The sequence below is a fragment of the Cohnella phaseoli genome (assembly GCF_003386235.1).
Lineage (GTDB): Bacteria > Bacillota > Bacilli > Paenibacillales > Paenibacillaceae > Cohnella > Cohnella phaseoli.
The window spans coordinates 74166-89869 of record NZ_QRDZ01000034.1; the positions used below are offsets into that span (position 1 = coordinate 74166).

Sequence of the window (15704 nt, forward strand, 5' to 3'; positions counted from 1 at the left end):
AACGAATACAACTCTGGAGGTGCCAGTAGAATGTATTTATTCAAGAAGACTTTCCGTAAAGCAGGTTTAATATTACTATCCTTAAGCTTAATCCTTTCAAGCTCGGTTCTCGGTCAAAGGGCAAGCGCATCGGAGCTTCTCGGGTCGACGGCTGCGGTCGCCCAGGAAAAGCCTCCGAATACCGAATTAACGGATATACAAGGCCACTGGGCACAAAAACAGGTGTCGGAATGGTGGAGAGAAGGTCTCGTCAAAGGTTATTCGGACGGCTCCTTTAGGCCGGACGAGCCGGTTAGCCGCGCCGAAACGATGGCGCTCGTCAATCGTTCATTCGGGTATGTCGAGTCCGCGCCGATCAGCTTCGCCGATCTTAAGACTTCGGATTGGGCATACGAAGATGCCGCCAAAGCGGTGAAGGCTGGATATTTGTCCGGCTACGAAGACGGCACGATCGGAGCCGGGAAACCTGTCAGCAGGCAGGAAATGGCGGTTATTCTAACGCGTCTGCTGAAGCTGGAAGAGACGGATAATAGGGCGGCAGATCGATTTAGGGATGCGATGGAGATAGCTCCGTGGAGCAAGAAAGCGGTGAATGCCGCCGTATCCGCGGGGATGATGCTCGGGAACGGCAACCGATTCATGCCGATGGCCTCCCTAACTCGAGCAGAGCTTGTCGTGATTCTCGACCGAGCGCTAAAGTCACTGACTTCAAGCGAGTACGATAAGGCCGGCATCTACGGTTCCGAGCAAAGCATTCGCGAAATTCCGGGTGACGTGATTGTCAGCGTTCCTGGGGTGACGCTGCAAAATATGAAGATCGGCGGGGACTTGCTGCTGGCCGAAGGGATTGGCGAAGGCGATGTCCGCTTGCGCAACGTCGTCGTGCAAGGCGAAACATCCATCCAGGGCGGCGGCGAGAACAGCGTATATCTAGAGAACAGCATTCTGGGCAAGGTGATTGTAAACAAAAAAACGGGAAAGATTCGCATCGTCATGAAAGGAACGACGACGATCGCCGAATTGGTTATTCTCACCCTCGTTAATCTTGAAGTCGGCAGCAATGGTGAAATTGTATTGCTGCGGCTAGAGGCCAGCGCCAACGTTACCGGACAAGGGAGGATTCAGAAAGCGGTCGTCGGCGAGAAAGGCAGAGGCTCGACCTTTGAACTTAAGCCGGATATTCAAGAAGGAGCGGAATTCGCAAACGCAGGATCTTCCGCGTCGACCGGGGGAAGCGGCAGTAACGGCGGAAACGGCGGGGGAAGTCAAATTCAGCTTGCGGCCTTAAGCGCCGTTAACGGAACGCTTACCGCAACCTTGAACCAAATCCCGTCCGCAATTCCGGTTATCGGCGATTTTGCGATCGTGTCAATCGTGAATAACGGGGCCGCCGTTCCGGTTACACCGACGTTGGTCTCTTGGAACGAAGCGAATAAACAAGCGACGCTTACCGTTCCGGTCATTCCCGCAGCTAGCGTAGAGCAATCCGTAGTATACAGAGTTTCGTATAAGAGTACTTCCACAGTGCAATCCGCTCCTTTTGTGATTCATTCGGGGGTTGCGGTGGCCATAAACGGTCAGGCACAGGGCTACGTCGTTGTACCGGCCGAGGCCGACCCGAAGGTCTCCGGGGCAGCAGACGCCTTGATTCAATACGTGATGAAGTCGACGGGCGCCGCGCTGACGAAGCTGACAGACGAAGAACTGGAGATGAACGGTTCGCCGGCCGGACTGGATACAGCTATCTATGTCGGTCTGTCTCGCGAAGAAGATACAGCTTACCTAGACGGTAAATTGGAAGATTTGGACGACGACGGCTACGTGATCGACGCGAGGAACGATACCTTAACGATTGTAGGACCCACGGACAGCGGAACCCAATATGGAGTTTATGAGTTTTTGGAGCGTTACGTCGGCGTCAGATGGTTGCTCCCCGGACCGAACGGGGAGGACGTGCCTGCCAGCTCCGATTTGTACGTGCCGACAGGTACGATCCAAGAAGAACCGGCTTATAAATCCAGAGGACTCTACGGCGTTCATACGGATAGTTTCTTCTTCTCCCCGGACAACGAGGACAACTATCAATGGGGCGTCGTCAACCGGACGAACAATCGAATTATCGGCTACAACCATTACTTATGGTACTTATTCGTTCCGTTGCCCGGCTATCCGGGGGAAAATTACGCGACTACGCATCCCGAGTTTTACCCGCTGCGTAACGGGGAGCGGTTCATACCGACATCGGATGTGTTATGGCAGCCTTGTTTCACCGAGGAAGGGACCGTAACGGCAGCCGTCTCTTCAATCGTGGCTTATTTCAACGCCAATCCGGAGGCTACGTCTTTCTCGCTGGCCGTGAATGACGGCGGCGGCTTCTGCGAGGCCGAACCCGATCATCCGGCGAATCCGCACAGGCTTAATTCAATCGGCTTGCCGGATATGTCCGATATCTACTACGACTGGGTTAACAAAGTGGTAGAAGGCGTGCTGCAAGTACATCCGGATAAGTGGTTCGGGGTGCTTGCCTACCAGGAAGTCAACGATCCGCCTTCCTTCAAGTTAAACGACCGGGTAATTCCATATTTCACGAAGGATAGAATGACCTGGATAGACGACGGCATTCGCGCCAAAGACCAGGGTACCACGGAACAATGGACGGCAGTATCGGCTAATTTGGCATTTTACGATTACGTATACGGTACGCCTTACATGGTACCGAGAGTATATCCGCACCAGATGGCCGAGTATTTGCGGTTCGGCAAAGAGAACGGCGTTATCGCTTACTTTGCGGAGCTGCTGCCCAATTGGGGCGAAGGCCCCAAGCCTTGGCTATTGACGAAGCTGCTGTGGGATCCGGAGCGCAACGTTGATGCCATGTTGAACGATTGGTACGTTCGCGCGGTAGGAGCGGAAGCGGCTCCCGACCTGAAAGCTTACTTCGATCACTGGGAGTCGTTCTGGACCGACCGAATCAAGGACACAGAATGGTTCGAGGAACGTAAAGGCATCACCTATCTCTCTTATTATTGGGGCACTTACCTGGAAGCCGTTACTGCTCAGGAAATGGAGGATAGTCGGTCGCTGCTCGAATCCGTATTGGCTAAAGCGGTAACTCCTCAGCAGAAAGCGCGAGCCGAAATGCTGTTCAAACAATTCGAGTATTATGAAGCGTCTGCGCTTAGTTATCCGAAAAAAGAGACGGCTCCCGAGACCGAGCAAGCCGCTTTGCAGATGCTTGAACTAGGTGCCAGCAGCCAGGCGAAAGCCGATTATGCAGCGAAAAGACTGGCGCTTGTCGACGCGTACAAGAATGATCCGTTATTGCATCATCAAGTAGATCCTTATTGGGACAAGTTGATCTGGTCGGGATGGAGTCCATCGCTGGTATGGGGAGTCACGGATTACGTCAAACGGCATGAGCCTACCGGCGGAGCAGTCCGGGAGCGCATCGCTAGGATGGCTTCGGGAGAAGACGCCGCGGAAAAGGAATATGCCGAGCTGTTGCTGAACGTACTGGCTGGCACTACGGTTAATGCCAATCCTTCATTCGAGACCGGAACGACCCAAGCCCAAGCGTGGGATACCTGGGTGATGAATTACGGGGAATTCAAACGGCTCGAAGAGCCCGCGCACGCCCTTACGGGGGATGCCAGCATCTATATTCATAATTTCTATTATGGCGATTTAAGCCAGACCGTGCCGGTTAAACCCGGGCTGATTACGGCTAAGCTGAGCTATTTCGTGACGAAGCAGACGCAAACGGTTGGCGATACTTGGCTGCAACTGGATTTTCTCGACGAGCAGGGCGCCGTACTGGATACGATTAAAAGCAACCAACAGGCGTATTCCTCCGGCAGAGGGAAGTGGAATCTGATCTCCGTGATGGGTAAAGTACCGGAAACGGTGAACGGAAAGGCCGTGAAGCAAGTGAAAGTATCGGTGACCGTTAACGGCTTCTTCGAAGGCGGAGAGTTGTACATGGACGACTTCGAGGTGTATCAGTCCGTCGAGAGCGATCCGCCGGCTCCGCTGTTGATCTCGCAAGTTCAAGCGAGCAATGGGGAAATTGAGGTCACTTTCTACGACGATCCGGGGCAAACGCCTTCGAATGAGGAGTTCATGGTGACGAGTTTCATAAACGGCAAATCGGAAGCGGTGACGCCTACTGTCCTATCTTGGATTGCCGGGGAGAAGAAAGCGATCTTAAGCGTCCCGGCGGTGCCCGATCGCGTGTGGGAGCAAAGCGTCGTTTACGGAGTGGCATTCCGAGACTCCGCCGTCGTCCGTTCGGTTCCGTTTGAAGTTTCAGGCAATGTAGGCGATCTTGAACAGTTCGTACAAAATTCTTCCTTTGAAGAAGGGGAGGAAAACGCGGACAATTGGACGTTCTGGGGAGAGGGTTTCTCGCGGTCGAACGCAGTCCGGCGTACCGGCAGCTACAGTCTGGCGGCCGATGGACTTCAGCCGGGACAGAACGAGGCGGGAGGCGGCGGTCCGTTCCAAACGGCGGGGCTGGAACCGGGAACTTACGTGGGCGTATTCCGCTACAATACTTCGGCGAACACGAAAGGAGTCTTATCTTGGAACGTACAGCCGATGAACGGAAGCGGAGCGATCGTGAGGTCTCTCTCTTCCGACAAGCGACCGGCGGCCGCTTCCAGAGGAAATTGGGTTCCATTTGAATTCGAATTCGAGATCGCGCCGGGAGAATCCTCGGCCAGATTTTTTGTCCTCCTTAGCGAATTCAAGAAAGGCGATACGATCTACTTCGACGATGTGGAAATTTATCGAATCCCGAATGCCGAAGCCGAGGTATCGGTAGTGAACGCAACTTACGGACATCTTGACGTCGTGTTGACAAGCGTCCCGGTAGTCGAACCGGTAGCCGCCGATTTCGTTCTATCGAGCGGCGTGAACGCTTCGGATGAAGCACCGGTCGCTCCAACGTCCATGTCTTGGAACTCCGACACGAAAACCGTATCGTTTACGGTGCCTGAACTTCAGGAGAAGCCGTGGGATCAGAGCGTGGTGTACAGTGTCAGCTATAAGGGGCAGGATGCCGTCAACGCGCTTCCTGTAGAGATACCCGGGAATGTAAACGGGCTGACGCAGATCGCGCAGAACGGAGGCTTCGAGGATTGGAACACAGAGAGCGACGCATCGGCTTGGACATTCTGGGGCGAAGGTTTCACCCGTTCAAATGCGGTTGTTCGTTCCGGAGCTTACAGTCTTGTGGCCGACGGGCTGCAGCCGGGGCAGAACGCCGCCGGGGGCGGCGGACCGCTGCAAACCGTATCCGTGCAGGAAGGAAGCTACTTTGGCTTATTTCGCTTCGTCACGAATGTTCCTACGAACGGCAAACTAAGCGTAGTCGTTCATCAGATAGACGGTACCGGGAACGTTACGAGCAACGTTTCTTCCGCTCAACGGTCGGCCAAACGTTCGGCGGGCGCCTGGACGCCGTTCGAATTTTCGTTCGAAGCGGCGCCGGGCACAGTATCCGTACGATATTACATCGTTCTGAACGATTTTAATAAAGGCGATACGATCTACTTCGACGACGTGGAAATATTCAAGACGAATTAATATCCAATAGGTCGGGGCTGGGCGGATACGTTCGCTTGGCCCCGCACTTCAAAATTCGATAAGTATTGGAGAAAACAATCTATGAGAACGATCAAAAGAGCGATTCACATCGACTTTCATACGATGCCCGACATTCCGGATTTCGGAGCCAACTTCGATGCGAAAACGTTCGCCAAGACGCTAAAGGACGCGCGGGTAGAATACGTCAACGTATTTGCCAAGTGCAACATCGGCTTCGCCTATTACCCGACGCACATCGGCGTAATGCATCCGCATTTGAAGTTCGATATGTTCGGGCAGATCGTCGAGGAATGCCGCAAGGTCGGCATTGGCGTGACCGCCTATTTCAACGCAGGGTTGGATCACGAGATGGCCCGAAAGCATCGCGAATGGACGGTCGTCAACAAGGAAGGGCAAGTCATCTACGGAGACCGGACCGCGAATTTTTTCCGTAATATGTGTTTTCGCTCGGGGTATTTGGATCATCTGCTGGGCATGGTTCGGGAGGTAGCGGAACGTTATCCGGTGGAAGGTTTCTTCTTCGATTGCATGGCCGTCACCCCGTGTTACGGGAACGAATGCCTGGAAGGCATAAAGGCAAGCGGCGGAGACCCGTTAAACGACGAGCATGTCTTGGCGTACTCGAAGGAATCGCTTATTGAATTCTCCCGGAAAGCGAAGGAGATCATCGGTCCGGACAAGTTCCTGTATTTGAACGGCCTCGAATCGGCCGACACGGAAGGGCTGCGGACGCATAACGAGATCGAATGCTTGCCGAGCGGATGGAGCTACGACTTCTTCCCGGCCCAAGTCGCATACGCTCGCAATCTCGGTCAGCAAACCTTCTATATGACCGGGCGGTTCAACGTAAACTGGGGGGATTTCGGCGGACTGAAGAGCAAAGCGTCGCTGCTGAACGATTGCTGGGATGCGCTGATGAACGGTGTGCCCACGTCGATCGGCGACCATATGCACCCGCGAGACGGCCTCGACCCGGCGGTGTACAAGGTCGTCGGCGAAATCTACGAGGAACTGGAACGTTACGAGCCTTGGACGGATCATGTGTGCGCGGTTGCGGACATCGGAATTCTGACGCTTGCGGGCGGCAAGCTCGACGAATGTCACAACGGAGCGGTTCGCATGCTGGGCGAACTCAAGATGACCTACGACATCATTAACGAGAATCACGACTTGTCCAAGTACAAGGTCGTTATCTTGCCAGACGATGTTCGGATTTCGCCGGTGTTGGGGACAAAGCTGAAAGCTTATCTCGCGGATGGCGGGAACGCGATCAGCTCGGGACATTCCGGCTTGAATCCGGAAGGCACCGCGTTCGCGCTCGATGAATGGAACTTGAGCTACGACGGAGAAGACCCATGGAACAGCTCCTACTTCCGCATGCTGGAGGATACGGACGGAGAAATACCGAATATGCCTTGCGGCATCTACAAGCAGGGGATTCGAATGGGGCTCAAGGAAGGTGCACGAGAGATCGCGGAATACTGGCAGCCCTACTTCAACCGCGAGTGGGACGGCTTTCACGGCAAGTTCTACACGCCGCCGGACCGATACGCCGGATGGCCAGCGGTCGTGCGATCGGGCAACGTCATGCAGATCTGCTTTCCGATCTTCGGCGCTTATATCGAATACGCCGCAAACGTTCACAAGTATTTGGTGGGCTACAGCCTGAAACAACTGCTCCCGGAGCCGTTGATCAAGTGCGAGAACATTCCAACGACGGCACGCGTGACGGTAACGGAGAAAGAAAACAAGCGAATGGTTCACGTCAAGCTAACTCATCCGGAGCCGAGGGGCAAGTACAATGTGATCGAAGACATGCAGACGTTAGTCGACGGAATCGTATACCTGAAGGGCGAGAGGGCATCAAGTGTCTATTCGGCTCCCGGGAGAGAGCCATTGGCTTATGAAATTACGGATGGCTATATCCGTATTCCTCTACCAACGGTAAATGGATATGCGATGGTTGTCGTTGAGGCCTAAATGAAGAGGGGTGTTTATATGAATAAGAATAAAGTTGTTCGGTTAGCTGTCGTAGGCGGAGGCCGTGGAGGCACCTTTAGTAAAGTGCTGAGCAATTTGGCCGACAAAGCTCAATTGGTTGCTGTATGTGATCATGATGAGGCGGTGCTGGATCGATGGAAGGATGAGTTTCCGGAAGTTCGGTCGTACGATAATTACGAGCGCTTATTGGATGACGGACAGGTAGACGCGGTGTTTTTGGCAACGCCGTTATTCATTCATGCCCGTCAAGCCATTCAAGCCTTGCAGGCTGGGAAGCACGTCATTAGCGAAGTAATTGCAATAACAACTTTGGATGAAGGCTGGGAATTGATCGAAACCGTAGAGAAAACCGGATTAACCTACATGATGGCGGAGAATTACTGTTTCATGCGTCCAAACATGATGATCGAAAATATGGTGCAGCACGGTCTCTTTGGTGATCTCGTTCATGTTGAGGGCGGTTATATTCACGATATTCGGAACCTTACTCATTATCCTGATGGAAAATTGACTTGGCGCGGAAATCTGTTGAAAAGTTACCGAGGCAATACATATCCCACACATTCGCTTGGACCTGTGGCTAAGTGGCTGGATCTTCATCGTAATGGAGAAGATCAATTCGAGAGTCTAACTACATTCGTGTCTGAAGGCTTAGCAGGGCAAATCTATTACAAGGAGCTTTTCGGAAAGGAGCACCCTGGAGCTGGGCCCGATCATTGGAAGCAGGGGGATTCTGCTGTTACACTGATCCGTACGAAAAAGGGGAAGTTAATTACTTTACGTTATGATATACAATCGGCACGCCCGCACAATATGACGCATTACGCTCTCCAAGGTACTAAAGGAGCGTATCTTTCTCCCCGTCATCATAATGAAGATCCTCTGATTTGGTTGGAGGGACGGTCTCCGGGAATTTCGTCGGATGGTTCAGCCGAGTGGGAGACGCTCTGGAATTATGCCGATGAATGGGAACATCCGTTGTGGCAATCCTGGGGCAGCGTTGCCGAGCAAGCCGGTCATGGAGGCGGTGATTTCTCCGGTTTCCCGTCCGCTGCAACCGATTGCACGGATAGCGGGAATACTGAACTCCACATGACAGAATCGTATACATCGACAGTTGGTTGGGTTCCTTCCAGAATCGCCGATACAAACTCATGCAGGACAATTCGTAGATTTTTGGAATGGTAAAAAATAATCGCCAATAAACGAGGCGGTGATTTGTGACCCTTAATGTGGATGGCTCCTATACTCGTTAGGGGTCATCTTCTTTAAGCCGCGGCGAATTGCCGCGGCTGTCCGGCATTCAGTCCGAAGACGCCGGCCCGACAAGCGGCGATGACGACGCGGAATCAGGAAGGGCTACACTTCGGGCTTTAATTGTTCGCGCATACTCCGACGGGGACATGCCGACCGTGCTTTTGAACTGGCGCGAGAAATAATGGACGCTGCTGTAGCCGAGCAGGTTGGAGATTTCCGTCAGGTTATAAACGTCCTCGCGAATGTACGTTTTGGCGCGGTCGATCTTCGTCTTGTTCAGGTAGCCGATGATGCCGACGCCGACGGTTCGCTTGAACAGGATGTTCATCTGCGTCCGGCTTATGCTGAATTGCGCGCACAGATCGTCCAACGTGATCTTGTCGGATAGGTTGCGTTCGAGATAGTCGACGATGAGCCGGCTAAGGCGTTCGCCTTGGTTTTCCTTCGTTGTCGAGAGGAGCGAAGCTCGCGAAGGAGCCGAGCCTTCGTTGCGGACGATCCGGATCAGCAATTCCTCCAGATAGAGCTTGAACAGCTGCTCCGCTCCGAACGGCGCGTCCGGCCGGGGCGATATCGGATATTCGTTCAGGCCGAAGGCGATACTGCTCTCCTTCATCAATCTGGCCAGTACCGCGTGCTCGGCTTGTCCGATGCGGAACAGCTTGTTACGGTCGAAAAAGGCCATCGATTCGTTGCTGCAGCTAAACGTAACGATGAACAGATTTGGAGCTTTGCTGCCGGTGCTTTCCAATCGGTGATATTCGTTCGGGCTGTGCACGAGAATATTGCCTTGATTCAGGCGATAGTAGCCCGACCCGGTGTTCGCGTTGACCTCGCCTTTGTCCACGTAGACAATCTCCCAGAAATCGTGGCTTTCCCCGTTATACCTCTCACGATTGGACAACTCGAAATAATAGCAGGTATAAATCTCCGTAACGACAATTCGCTCGTCCAGCCTGTAAGGCACGAACTCCATCTCGCCGCCCCCCTTTGAATTAAAGTATAAAATAACCGTTCGATTCTGCAAATAGACGTGCAAATAAAACGACGGATTTTCTAAATCAATTCGGTTGTCGAAAAGTTATGATGGGGCTGTCGAAGCGGAATTTCGATTAGGAGGGGATAGGGCGATGATCAAGGTCGGCTTGGTAGGCTTAGGTTCGATGGGGCGCGTACATCTGGACATCTACAGGAAGCTGGAGGAAGAGGGCTTCCCGATCCGTTTGGTTGCTGTATTGGACACCGACGGGCGAAAATTCGAGACGACGGAACGAGAGAGCAATCTCGTCGATGTGGGCGGAGCTAGCGATCTGTCCAACGTCAACGCTTATACGGATGCGGAGCTCTTTTTCCAGGAACAACTGGACATGGTGGATATTACGCTGCCCACGTATTTGCATGAAGAGTACACGGTCCGGTCGTTGAACAAGGGGCTGCCGGTTTTGTGCGAGAAACCGATCGCGTTGGATTCGGGTAGCGGGGCGGTTATGCTCGAAGCGGCGGAGAAAACAGGGAAAAACTTGATGATCGGACACTGCCTTCGTTTCTGGCCGGAATACGAGCAATTAAAGAGCATCGTGGACGGCGGAAAATACGGCAAAGTCAAGACGGCTACCTTCTACAGGGGCGGCGGCGCACCGGAGTGGTCCTACGAGAATTGGATGCTCCAAGTGGAGAAGAGCGGCGGCGCGCTTGTCGACCTGCACATTCACGACGTAGACATGATCAACTGGCTGTTCGGGAAACCCGAGGCGGTGTCGGCGCTGTGCAGCGAGCACTATGACATCGTCTCCGCGCATTTCCGGTATTCGGACGGTAAAATTATCCACGCGCAAGCGGATCTGTCGCTGCCGGGAGAGGTCGGGTTCGAGATGACTTTTAAGGTTCATCTGGAGCAAGCGACCCTCGTCTATCGGGATTTTCGGTTAACCGTCTATCCGGCGGGCGGGCCTTCCTGGGTCTACGAGCACGACGGGAACCTCGGTCATTACCGGGAAATCAAATACTTCGCCGAGCGACTGCTCTCCGGCGGAGCCGTGGAAACGTCGCCCCCGGAGCAATCGCTGTTGGCGCTGCGCATCGTGGAAGCCGAGCGAGTCTCGTCGGGCCAAGGCGGGCAATTCGTGACGATAGGCCAATAAGAGAGGAGAATCAGAATGGATATCGGCGTCATTCATATGCTCGACAACAGTTCGAAGGAAAATATGTTTCAGGCAGTAAGCGACTACGGTTTTCCCGTCTGCCAGCTTAGCTGCTGGAATATGGAGCTTTGTACGCCCGAAGTCGCCCGACGGGTCGTTCGGGAAGCGAGCGAGGCGAACGTTCGCGTCTGCGCGGTGTGGGCCGGCGTACCGGGACCGGCGGTGTGGAACTTCACGGAAGGGCCGGTCACTCTCGGCCTTGTCCCCGAAGCGTACCGCGCGGAGCGGGTCGAGGCGCTGAAGAGGTGGGCGGATTTCGCGGAATGGATCGGAGCGCCCGCAATCATTACCCACTGCGGATTCATTCCCGAGAATTTGACGGACCCGGAATATCCGGCCGTCGTCGCCGCGATCCGCGAGGTCGCGGAGTATTGCGAAAGCAAAGGATTAGGGTTCTGGTTTGAGACCGGGCAGGAGACGCCGATCGTTCTGCTTCGCACGATCCAACGAATCGGCACGTCGAATTTGGGCATTAACCTCGATCCCGCGAACCTGATCCTGTACGGGAAAGGCAACCCGATCGACGCGCTCGATACGATCGGCTCCTATGTGCGCAATATTCACGTCAAAGACGGATTGTATCCGACAGACGGCGAAAGGCTGGGAGAAGAGGTGAAGGCGGGCACGGGCAAAGTCGATTTCCCGGCGTTCGTGCGCAAGCTGGGCGATATCGGATTTAAGGGCGAATATATTATCGAACGGGAAATCTCGGGCGAAGAGCAGCGGCAGGACATTCTAAGCACTACCGCCGATCTGAAGCTGTGGCTGCAAGGAGTTTAATAGTCGAGTCGCAATGTTTCCAATTGTCTGGATATTGAACTTTGACTGCGGATCTATCTATAAAAGTCTACGGAGGGAAGTTAGTCGAAAAATCGTACAAAGCAGCTCGAATCAGGCTCGAAATGAGAATATTTGTTCGAAAAATCGCACAAACCAACTCGAATCGGGCTCAAACGATGGAAGTTTGTATGAAAAACCGTACAAGTCGACCTTTGTGGGAAAACCGTACAAGTCGACCTTTGTATGAAAAACCGTACAAGTCGACCAAAATCAAGGGTTGTATGTTGCTTAAGCGTCGTCGATGATTATACGGATAACTACTGGTAATGCGACTCCGCATAGGAGAAAGCCCCCCTTCAGCTTTGCGCAGTTTAAAATTGTTGACGAATATTTACCAGATGGTATAGTTCAAATAAACAAAGCGTAGCGGGGGTTATGAGCATGCCAATAGCAGAAGAGCTTACTGCAAGTTTTGAAAAATTAAAAGGAACTATGCCAAAGGTAAAATCGATAGCTGATTATCATCCCGACGGTGAATTCAGTGGAATTGAAGCCATTACGTACGAAAGTGTTCCTTATAACGACGGCAGGCGTACAAAAGTCTTTGCTTATTTAAGCGTTCCAGAGGTTAAAACCGGAGAAAAGCTTCCGGCGGTTGTGTTAATACACGGTGGCGGCGGCCATGCTTTTGCCTGTTGGGTTAAAATGTGGAATGACCTCGGCTATGCTGCGATTGCAATGGATACAACCGGATATATGCCCGGCAAGAAGAATGCCGGCAGTCGCGAGGTATCGGAAGAAAACGAATGGGTACACGAACTAACGGGCGTCTTCGCAGAAGAAGGATATGTGCCCTCGCCTTTGAACGACGGAATGAGCACCTCGGATCAGCCTATGGAAAACCAGTGGATGTATCATGCTATATCGAGCGCGATTCTGGCAGGCAATATTTTGCGTAACCATCCCTGCATAGACAGCGATAAGATCGGGGTCACGGGAATATCCTGGGGAGGCGTCATCTGTTCGCTGCTGCTCGGGTACGATCAGAGATTTGCATTTGCGGTGCCCGTGTACAGCAGCGGCTTTCTCGGAGAGGGATTAAGCGATCTGAATCAGATCTTCACAAGACCCGAAGTTAAGATGAACTGGTTGGCGGAGAGAAATTTCGACAACGTGAAGCTTCCCGTGCTGTGGCTTGCGTGGAATGATGACAGCGCTTTTTCCATACAGCCCAATTCCCTTTCCTATTCAGCAACCGCGCTAAACCATGCCAATACGCGTCTAAGTATTAAAAACTTGATGTACCACAGCCATGAGCACGGCTGGAAGCCGGAGGAAATCTATGCGTTTGCAGACGCCCAGATTAACGGCGGCGATCAGTTTCCCCAAATAACGGTTCAGCCTAACGGGAGAAAATTCAGCTTTCCGGTTGAATGCGGCAAAGACGTGCGGATTACGGGAGCTACCGGCTATTACATCTGTGAACCAATGGCGTATTCAAACTTTGACAAATTCGGTTATGGCGAATATTCCTTTATGAAGCAAAGCTGGCAGACCATTGACTGCGACGTACAGGATAATCGCCTGATTTCCGGCGTTTTTCCGGACACCTGCGTTTCATATTATATCGAGATTGCCTTTACGCTCAATAAGCAAGAGCTTGTCATCTCAACGGTATTTGTTGATCAGCAGTAGGCTCAAATGCGAGAGAACTTCGGAAACTATCTGGCCAACATCCAAACGTCCATATTTACGGTTTCCTACCGGCATGTCGGTACGAACTGGTCTTACTCGAATGTAAATTACGAATATAATCTTCTCTACTATATCACGGACGGCAGCTGCACAATTCGCGTCAATGAGGAAGAGCTTCGCCCTTCGGCAGGCCAGCTTGTGCTGCTGCCTGAAGGAACGAAGATTACGACTTCCTCGAACGACGAACGTTTTGCCAAGTATTATTGCCATTTTACGGCTTCGCTTGGAGAAACTCGGCTTTTCGACTTAATCAAGCTGTCGACTATGATCGATGCCAAAGATCGCTTGGCGATTGAGAAGCAGTTCCGCGAGCTTCTTCATTACGCGTCAGGACATAATATGACGTCGGCCTTGCGCTGCAAAACGATTTTGCTCCAGCTTCTGTGCACCTACATTGAGAGCAGTCCGCTTTGCAAATTTACCGATACCGGACATTCTTCGCTAGAAGCGATTAACGTGGTGCTGCAGCATATCGAAAGCCATTTGTCGGAGAAGCTGTCGGTGGAGAGGCTGGCCGGGCTCGTTCATTTTCATCCGCACTATTTTATTCAGGTGTTCAAAACAATGGTCGGTTGCCCGCCAATTCAGTACATCACGAAGTTAAGGTTTGAGCATACGTGCATATTCCTATCTTCGACAGGGATGAGCGTGAACGGGATTGCCGAGCGGGTCGGCATCGAGCCCGATTATTTCGCGAAATTTTTCAAGCATCACTCCGGCATGACGCCTACGGAATATCGGAATCGTTCCAGGGCGCGGCCGCAATGACCTGATTATTTTCAGGATACGCCTTACTTATTTCAATACCTCTCCGAGCCCGTTCAAGACTATAGTAAAAATGTAGTTTTGAACAAGTTGGCGTATACGCCTAAGGAGAGAATGCAGCAATGGGAGCAAATGGACCGGTACGATTGGCCGTCGTGGGCGGAGTTCGCGGCGGCTGTTACAGCAAATCCGTATCAATGATGCCTGATAAAGTCCAACTGGAAGCCGTATGCGATCTGAATGAAGCCGTTTTGAACAATTGGCGGACGAAACATCCCGGAATCAAGACGTATACGAGCTTCGAGGCGCTGCTGGACGATTCGTCGATCGATGCCGTGCTGTTGGCAACGCCAATGATGCTGCATGCCAAGCAGGCCGTGCAAGCGATGAAAGCCGGAAAGCATGTGCTAAGCGAAGTCGCCGCCGCCAATACGATTGAAGATTGCTGGCAGCTCGTCGAGACGGCTGAGCAGACCGGCATGATCTACATGATGGCCGAGAACTTCAATTATTTCCGCTTGAACATGATGGTCAAGAACATGGCGGATCAAGGCGCGTTCGGGGAGCTCACCCACGCCGAGTGCGGTTATATACACGACTTGCGGGCAATTTCCCACAAAGAAAACGGCGACTTGACGTGGAGAGGCGAGATGCTGAGAGACTATAACGGCAACAACTATCCGACCCATTCGCTTGGTCCAGTATCCCAGTGGCTGGGCATTCACCGCGGAGACGAGTTCGACTACATGACGACGATCGTCTCGAAGCCTTCTTCCCAAAGCGGTTATTTTGCTGAAATGTTCGGGACCGATCATCCCGGAGCATCTCCGGATTATTGGAAGCAAGGAGATTCATCCTTAACCCTGATTCGAACGAAGCAGGGAGCCGTCATTTATTTGCGGAACGATTTTTCCTCCGCTCGTCCGTTCAATTACGCGCACTTCGGATTGCAAGGGACGAAAGGAGCTTTCCTGTCGGCTCGGCGCGATGGGGAAGATCCGCTCGTATGGCTGGATAGCCAATCGTCCGACAGGTCGTATCAGGGGACCGTGCAATGGCAATCGATCTGGGATCTCGCCTACGAGTACGAGCATCCGTCCTGGAAGAAGGATCGGGCCAAGGCGGAAGAAGCCGGATTCGGCGGAGACTATTTCGTGATGGAGGAATTCGCCTCGGCCGTTCAGGAAGGACGTCGTCCGGCGGTTGACGTTTACGATTCCGTTGCGATCAGCTGCGTATTCCCGCTGTCGGTCCAGTCTGTGGCGGCGAACGGCAAGCCGGTTGCTTTCCCCGATTTTACCAAGAACCGATCCCGATATAAGTATTTATAGTAAAATG

At 52.8% G+C, this 15704-nt stretch carries 9 protein-coding genes; 8 read left to right on the top strand and 1 reads right to left on the bottom strand.

What is annotated here, in order from left to right:
- Nucleotides 1-30 precede the first annotated feature (30 nt).
- The 3 genes from DFP98_RS31285 to DFP98_RS31295 all read left to right on the top strand — a co-directional run bounded on the left by DFP98_RS31285 (nucleotide 31) and on the right by DFP98_RS31295 (nucleotide 8796).
- Complete coding sequence (locus tag DFP98_RS31285) at nucleotides 31-5586, top strand: DUF4838 domain-containing protein (protein WP_116064573.1); 5556 nt, start codon at nucleotides 31-33, stop codon at nucleotides 5584-5586.
- An 81-nt stretch (nucleotides 5587-5667) separates the two neighbouring features.
- Nucleotides 5668-7587 carry an alpha-amylase family protein gene (locus DFP98_RS31290; RefSeq protein WP_116064574.1) on the top strand — a complete coding sequence of 640 codons (1920 nt, stop codon included), beginning with the start codon at nucleotides 5668-5670 and terminating at the stop codon, nucleotides 7585-7587.
- A gap of 18 nt (nucleotides 7588-7605) precedes the next feature.
- Complete coding sequence (locus DFP98_RS31295; RefSeq protein WP_181918052.1) at nucleotides 7606-8796, top strand: Gfo/Idh/MocA family protein; 1191 nt, start codon at nucleotides 7606-7608, stop codon at nucleotides 8794-8796.
- 115 nt (nucleotides 8797-8911) lie between these two features.
- Here the strand turns inward: DFP98_RS31295 and DFP98_RS31300 are convergent, their stop codons facing one another.
- Nucleotides 8912-9841 carry an AraC family transcriptional regulator gene (locus tag DFP98_RS31300; RefSeq protein WP_116064576.1) on the bottom strand — a complete coding sequence of 310 codons (930 nt, stop codon included), beginning with the start codon at nucleotides 9839-9841 and terminating at the stop codon, nucleotides 8912-8914.
- Between the two features lie 154 nt (nucleotides 9842-9995).
- Here DFP98_RS31300 and DFP98_RS31305 point away from each other — a divergent pair, with 154 nt between their 5' ends.
- From DFP98_RS31305 to DFP98_RS31325, 5 genes are all read left to right on the top strand, one after another.
- A complete protein-coding gene (locus DFP98_RS31305; protein WP_116064577.1) occupies nucleotides 9996-11006 on the top strand; it encodes a Gfo/Idh/MocA family protein in 1011 nt (336 codons plus the stop codon).
- 15 nt (nucleotides 11007-11021) lie between these two features.
- Nucleotides 11022-11846: a sugar phosphate isomerase/epimerase family protein gene (locus DFP98_RS31310; protein ID WP_116064578.1), complete on the top strand. Its 825-nt coding sequence runs from the start codon at nucleotides 11022-11024 to the stop codon at nucleotides 11844-11846.
- Between the two features lie 441 nt (nucleotides 11847-12287).
- Nucleotides 12288-13541, top strand: coding sequence for an alpha/beta hydrolase family protein (locus DFP98_RS31315; RefSeq protein WP_181918053.1), 1254 nt, complete (start codon nucleotides 12288-12290; stop codon nucleotides 13539-13541).
- Between the two features lie 6 nt (nucleotides 13542-13547).
- The gene (locus tag DFP98_RS31320; RefSeq protein ID WP_116064580.1) at nucleotides 13548-14369 is read left to right on the top strand and encodes an AraC family transcriptional regulator; all 822 of its coding nucleotides are present in this window, start codon (nucleotides 13548-13550) and stop codon (nucleotides 14367-14369) included.
- A gap of 119 nt (nucleotides 14370-14488) precedes the next feature.
- The gene (locus tag DFP98_RS31325) at nucleotides 14489-15697 is read left to right on the top strand and encodes a Gfo/Idh/MocA family protein (protein WP_116064581.1); all 1209 of its coding nucleotides are present in this window, start codon (nucleotides 14489-14491) and stop codon (nucleotides 15695-15697) included.
- Nucleotides 15698-15704: the final 7 nt, after the last annotated feature.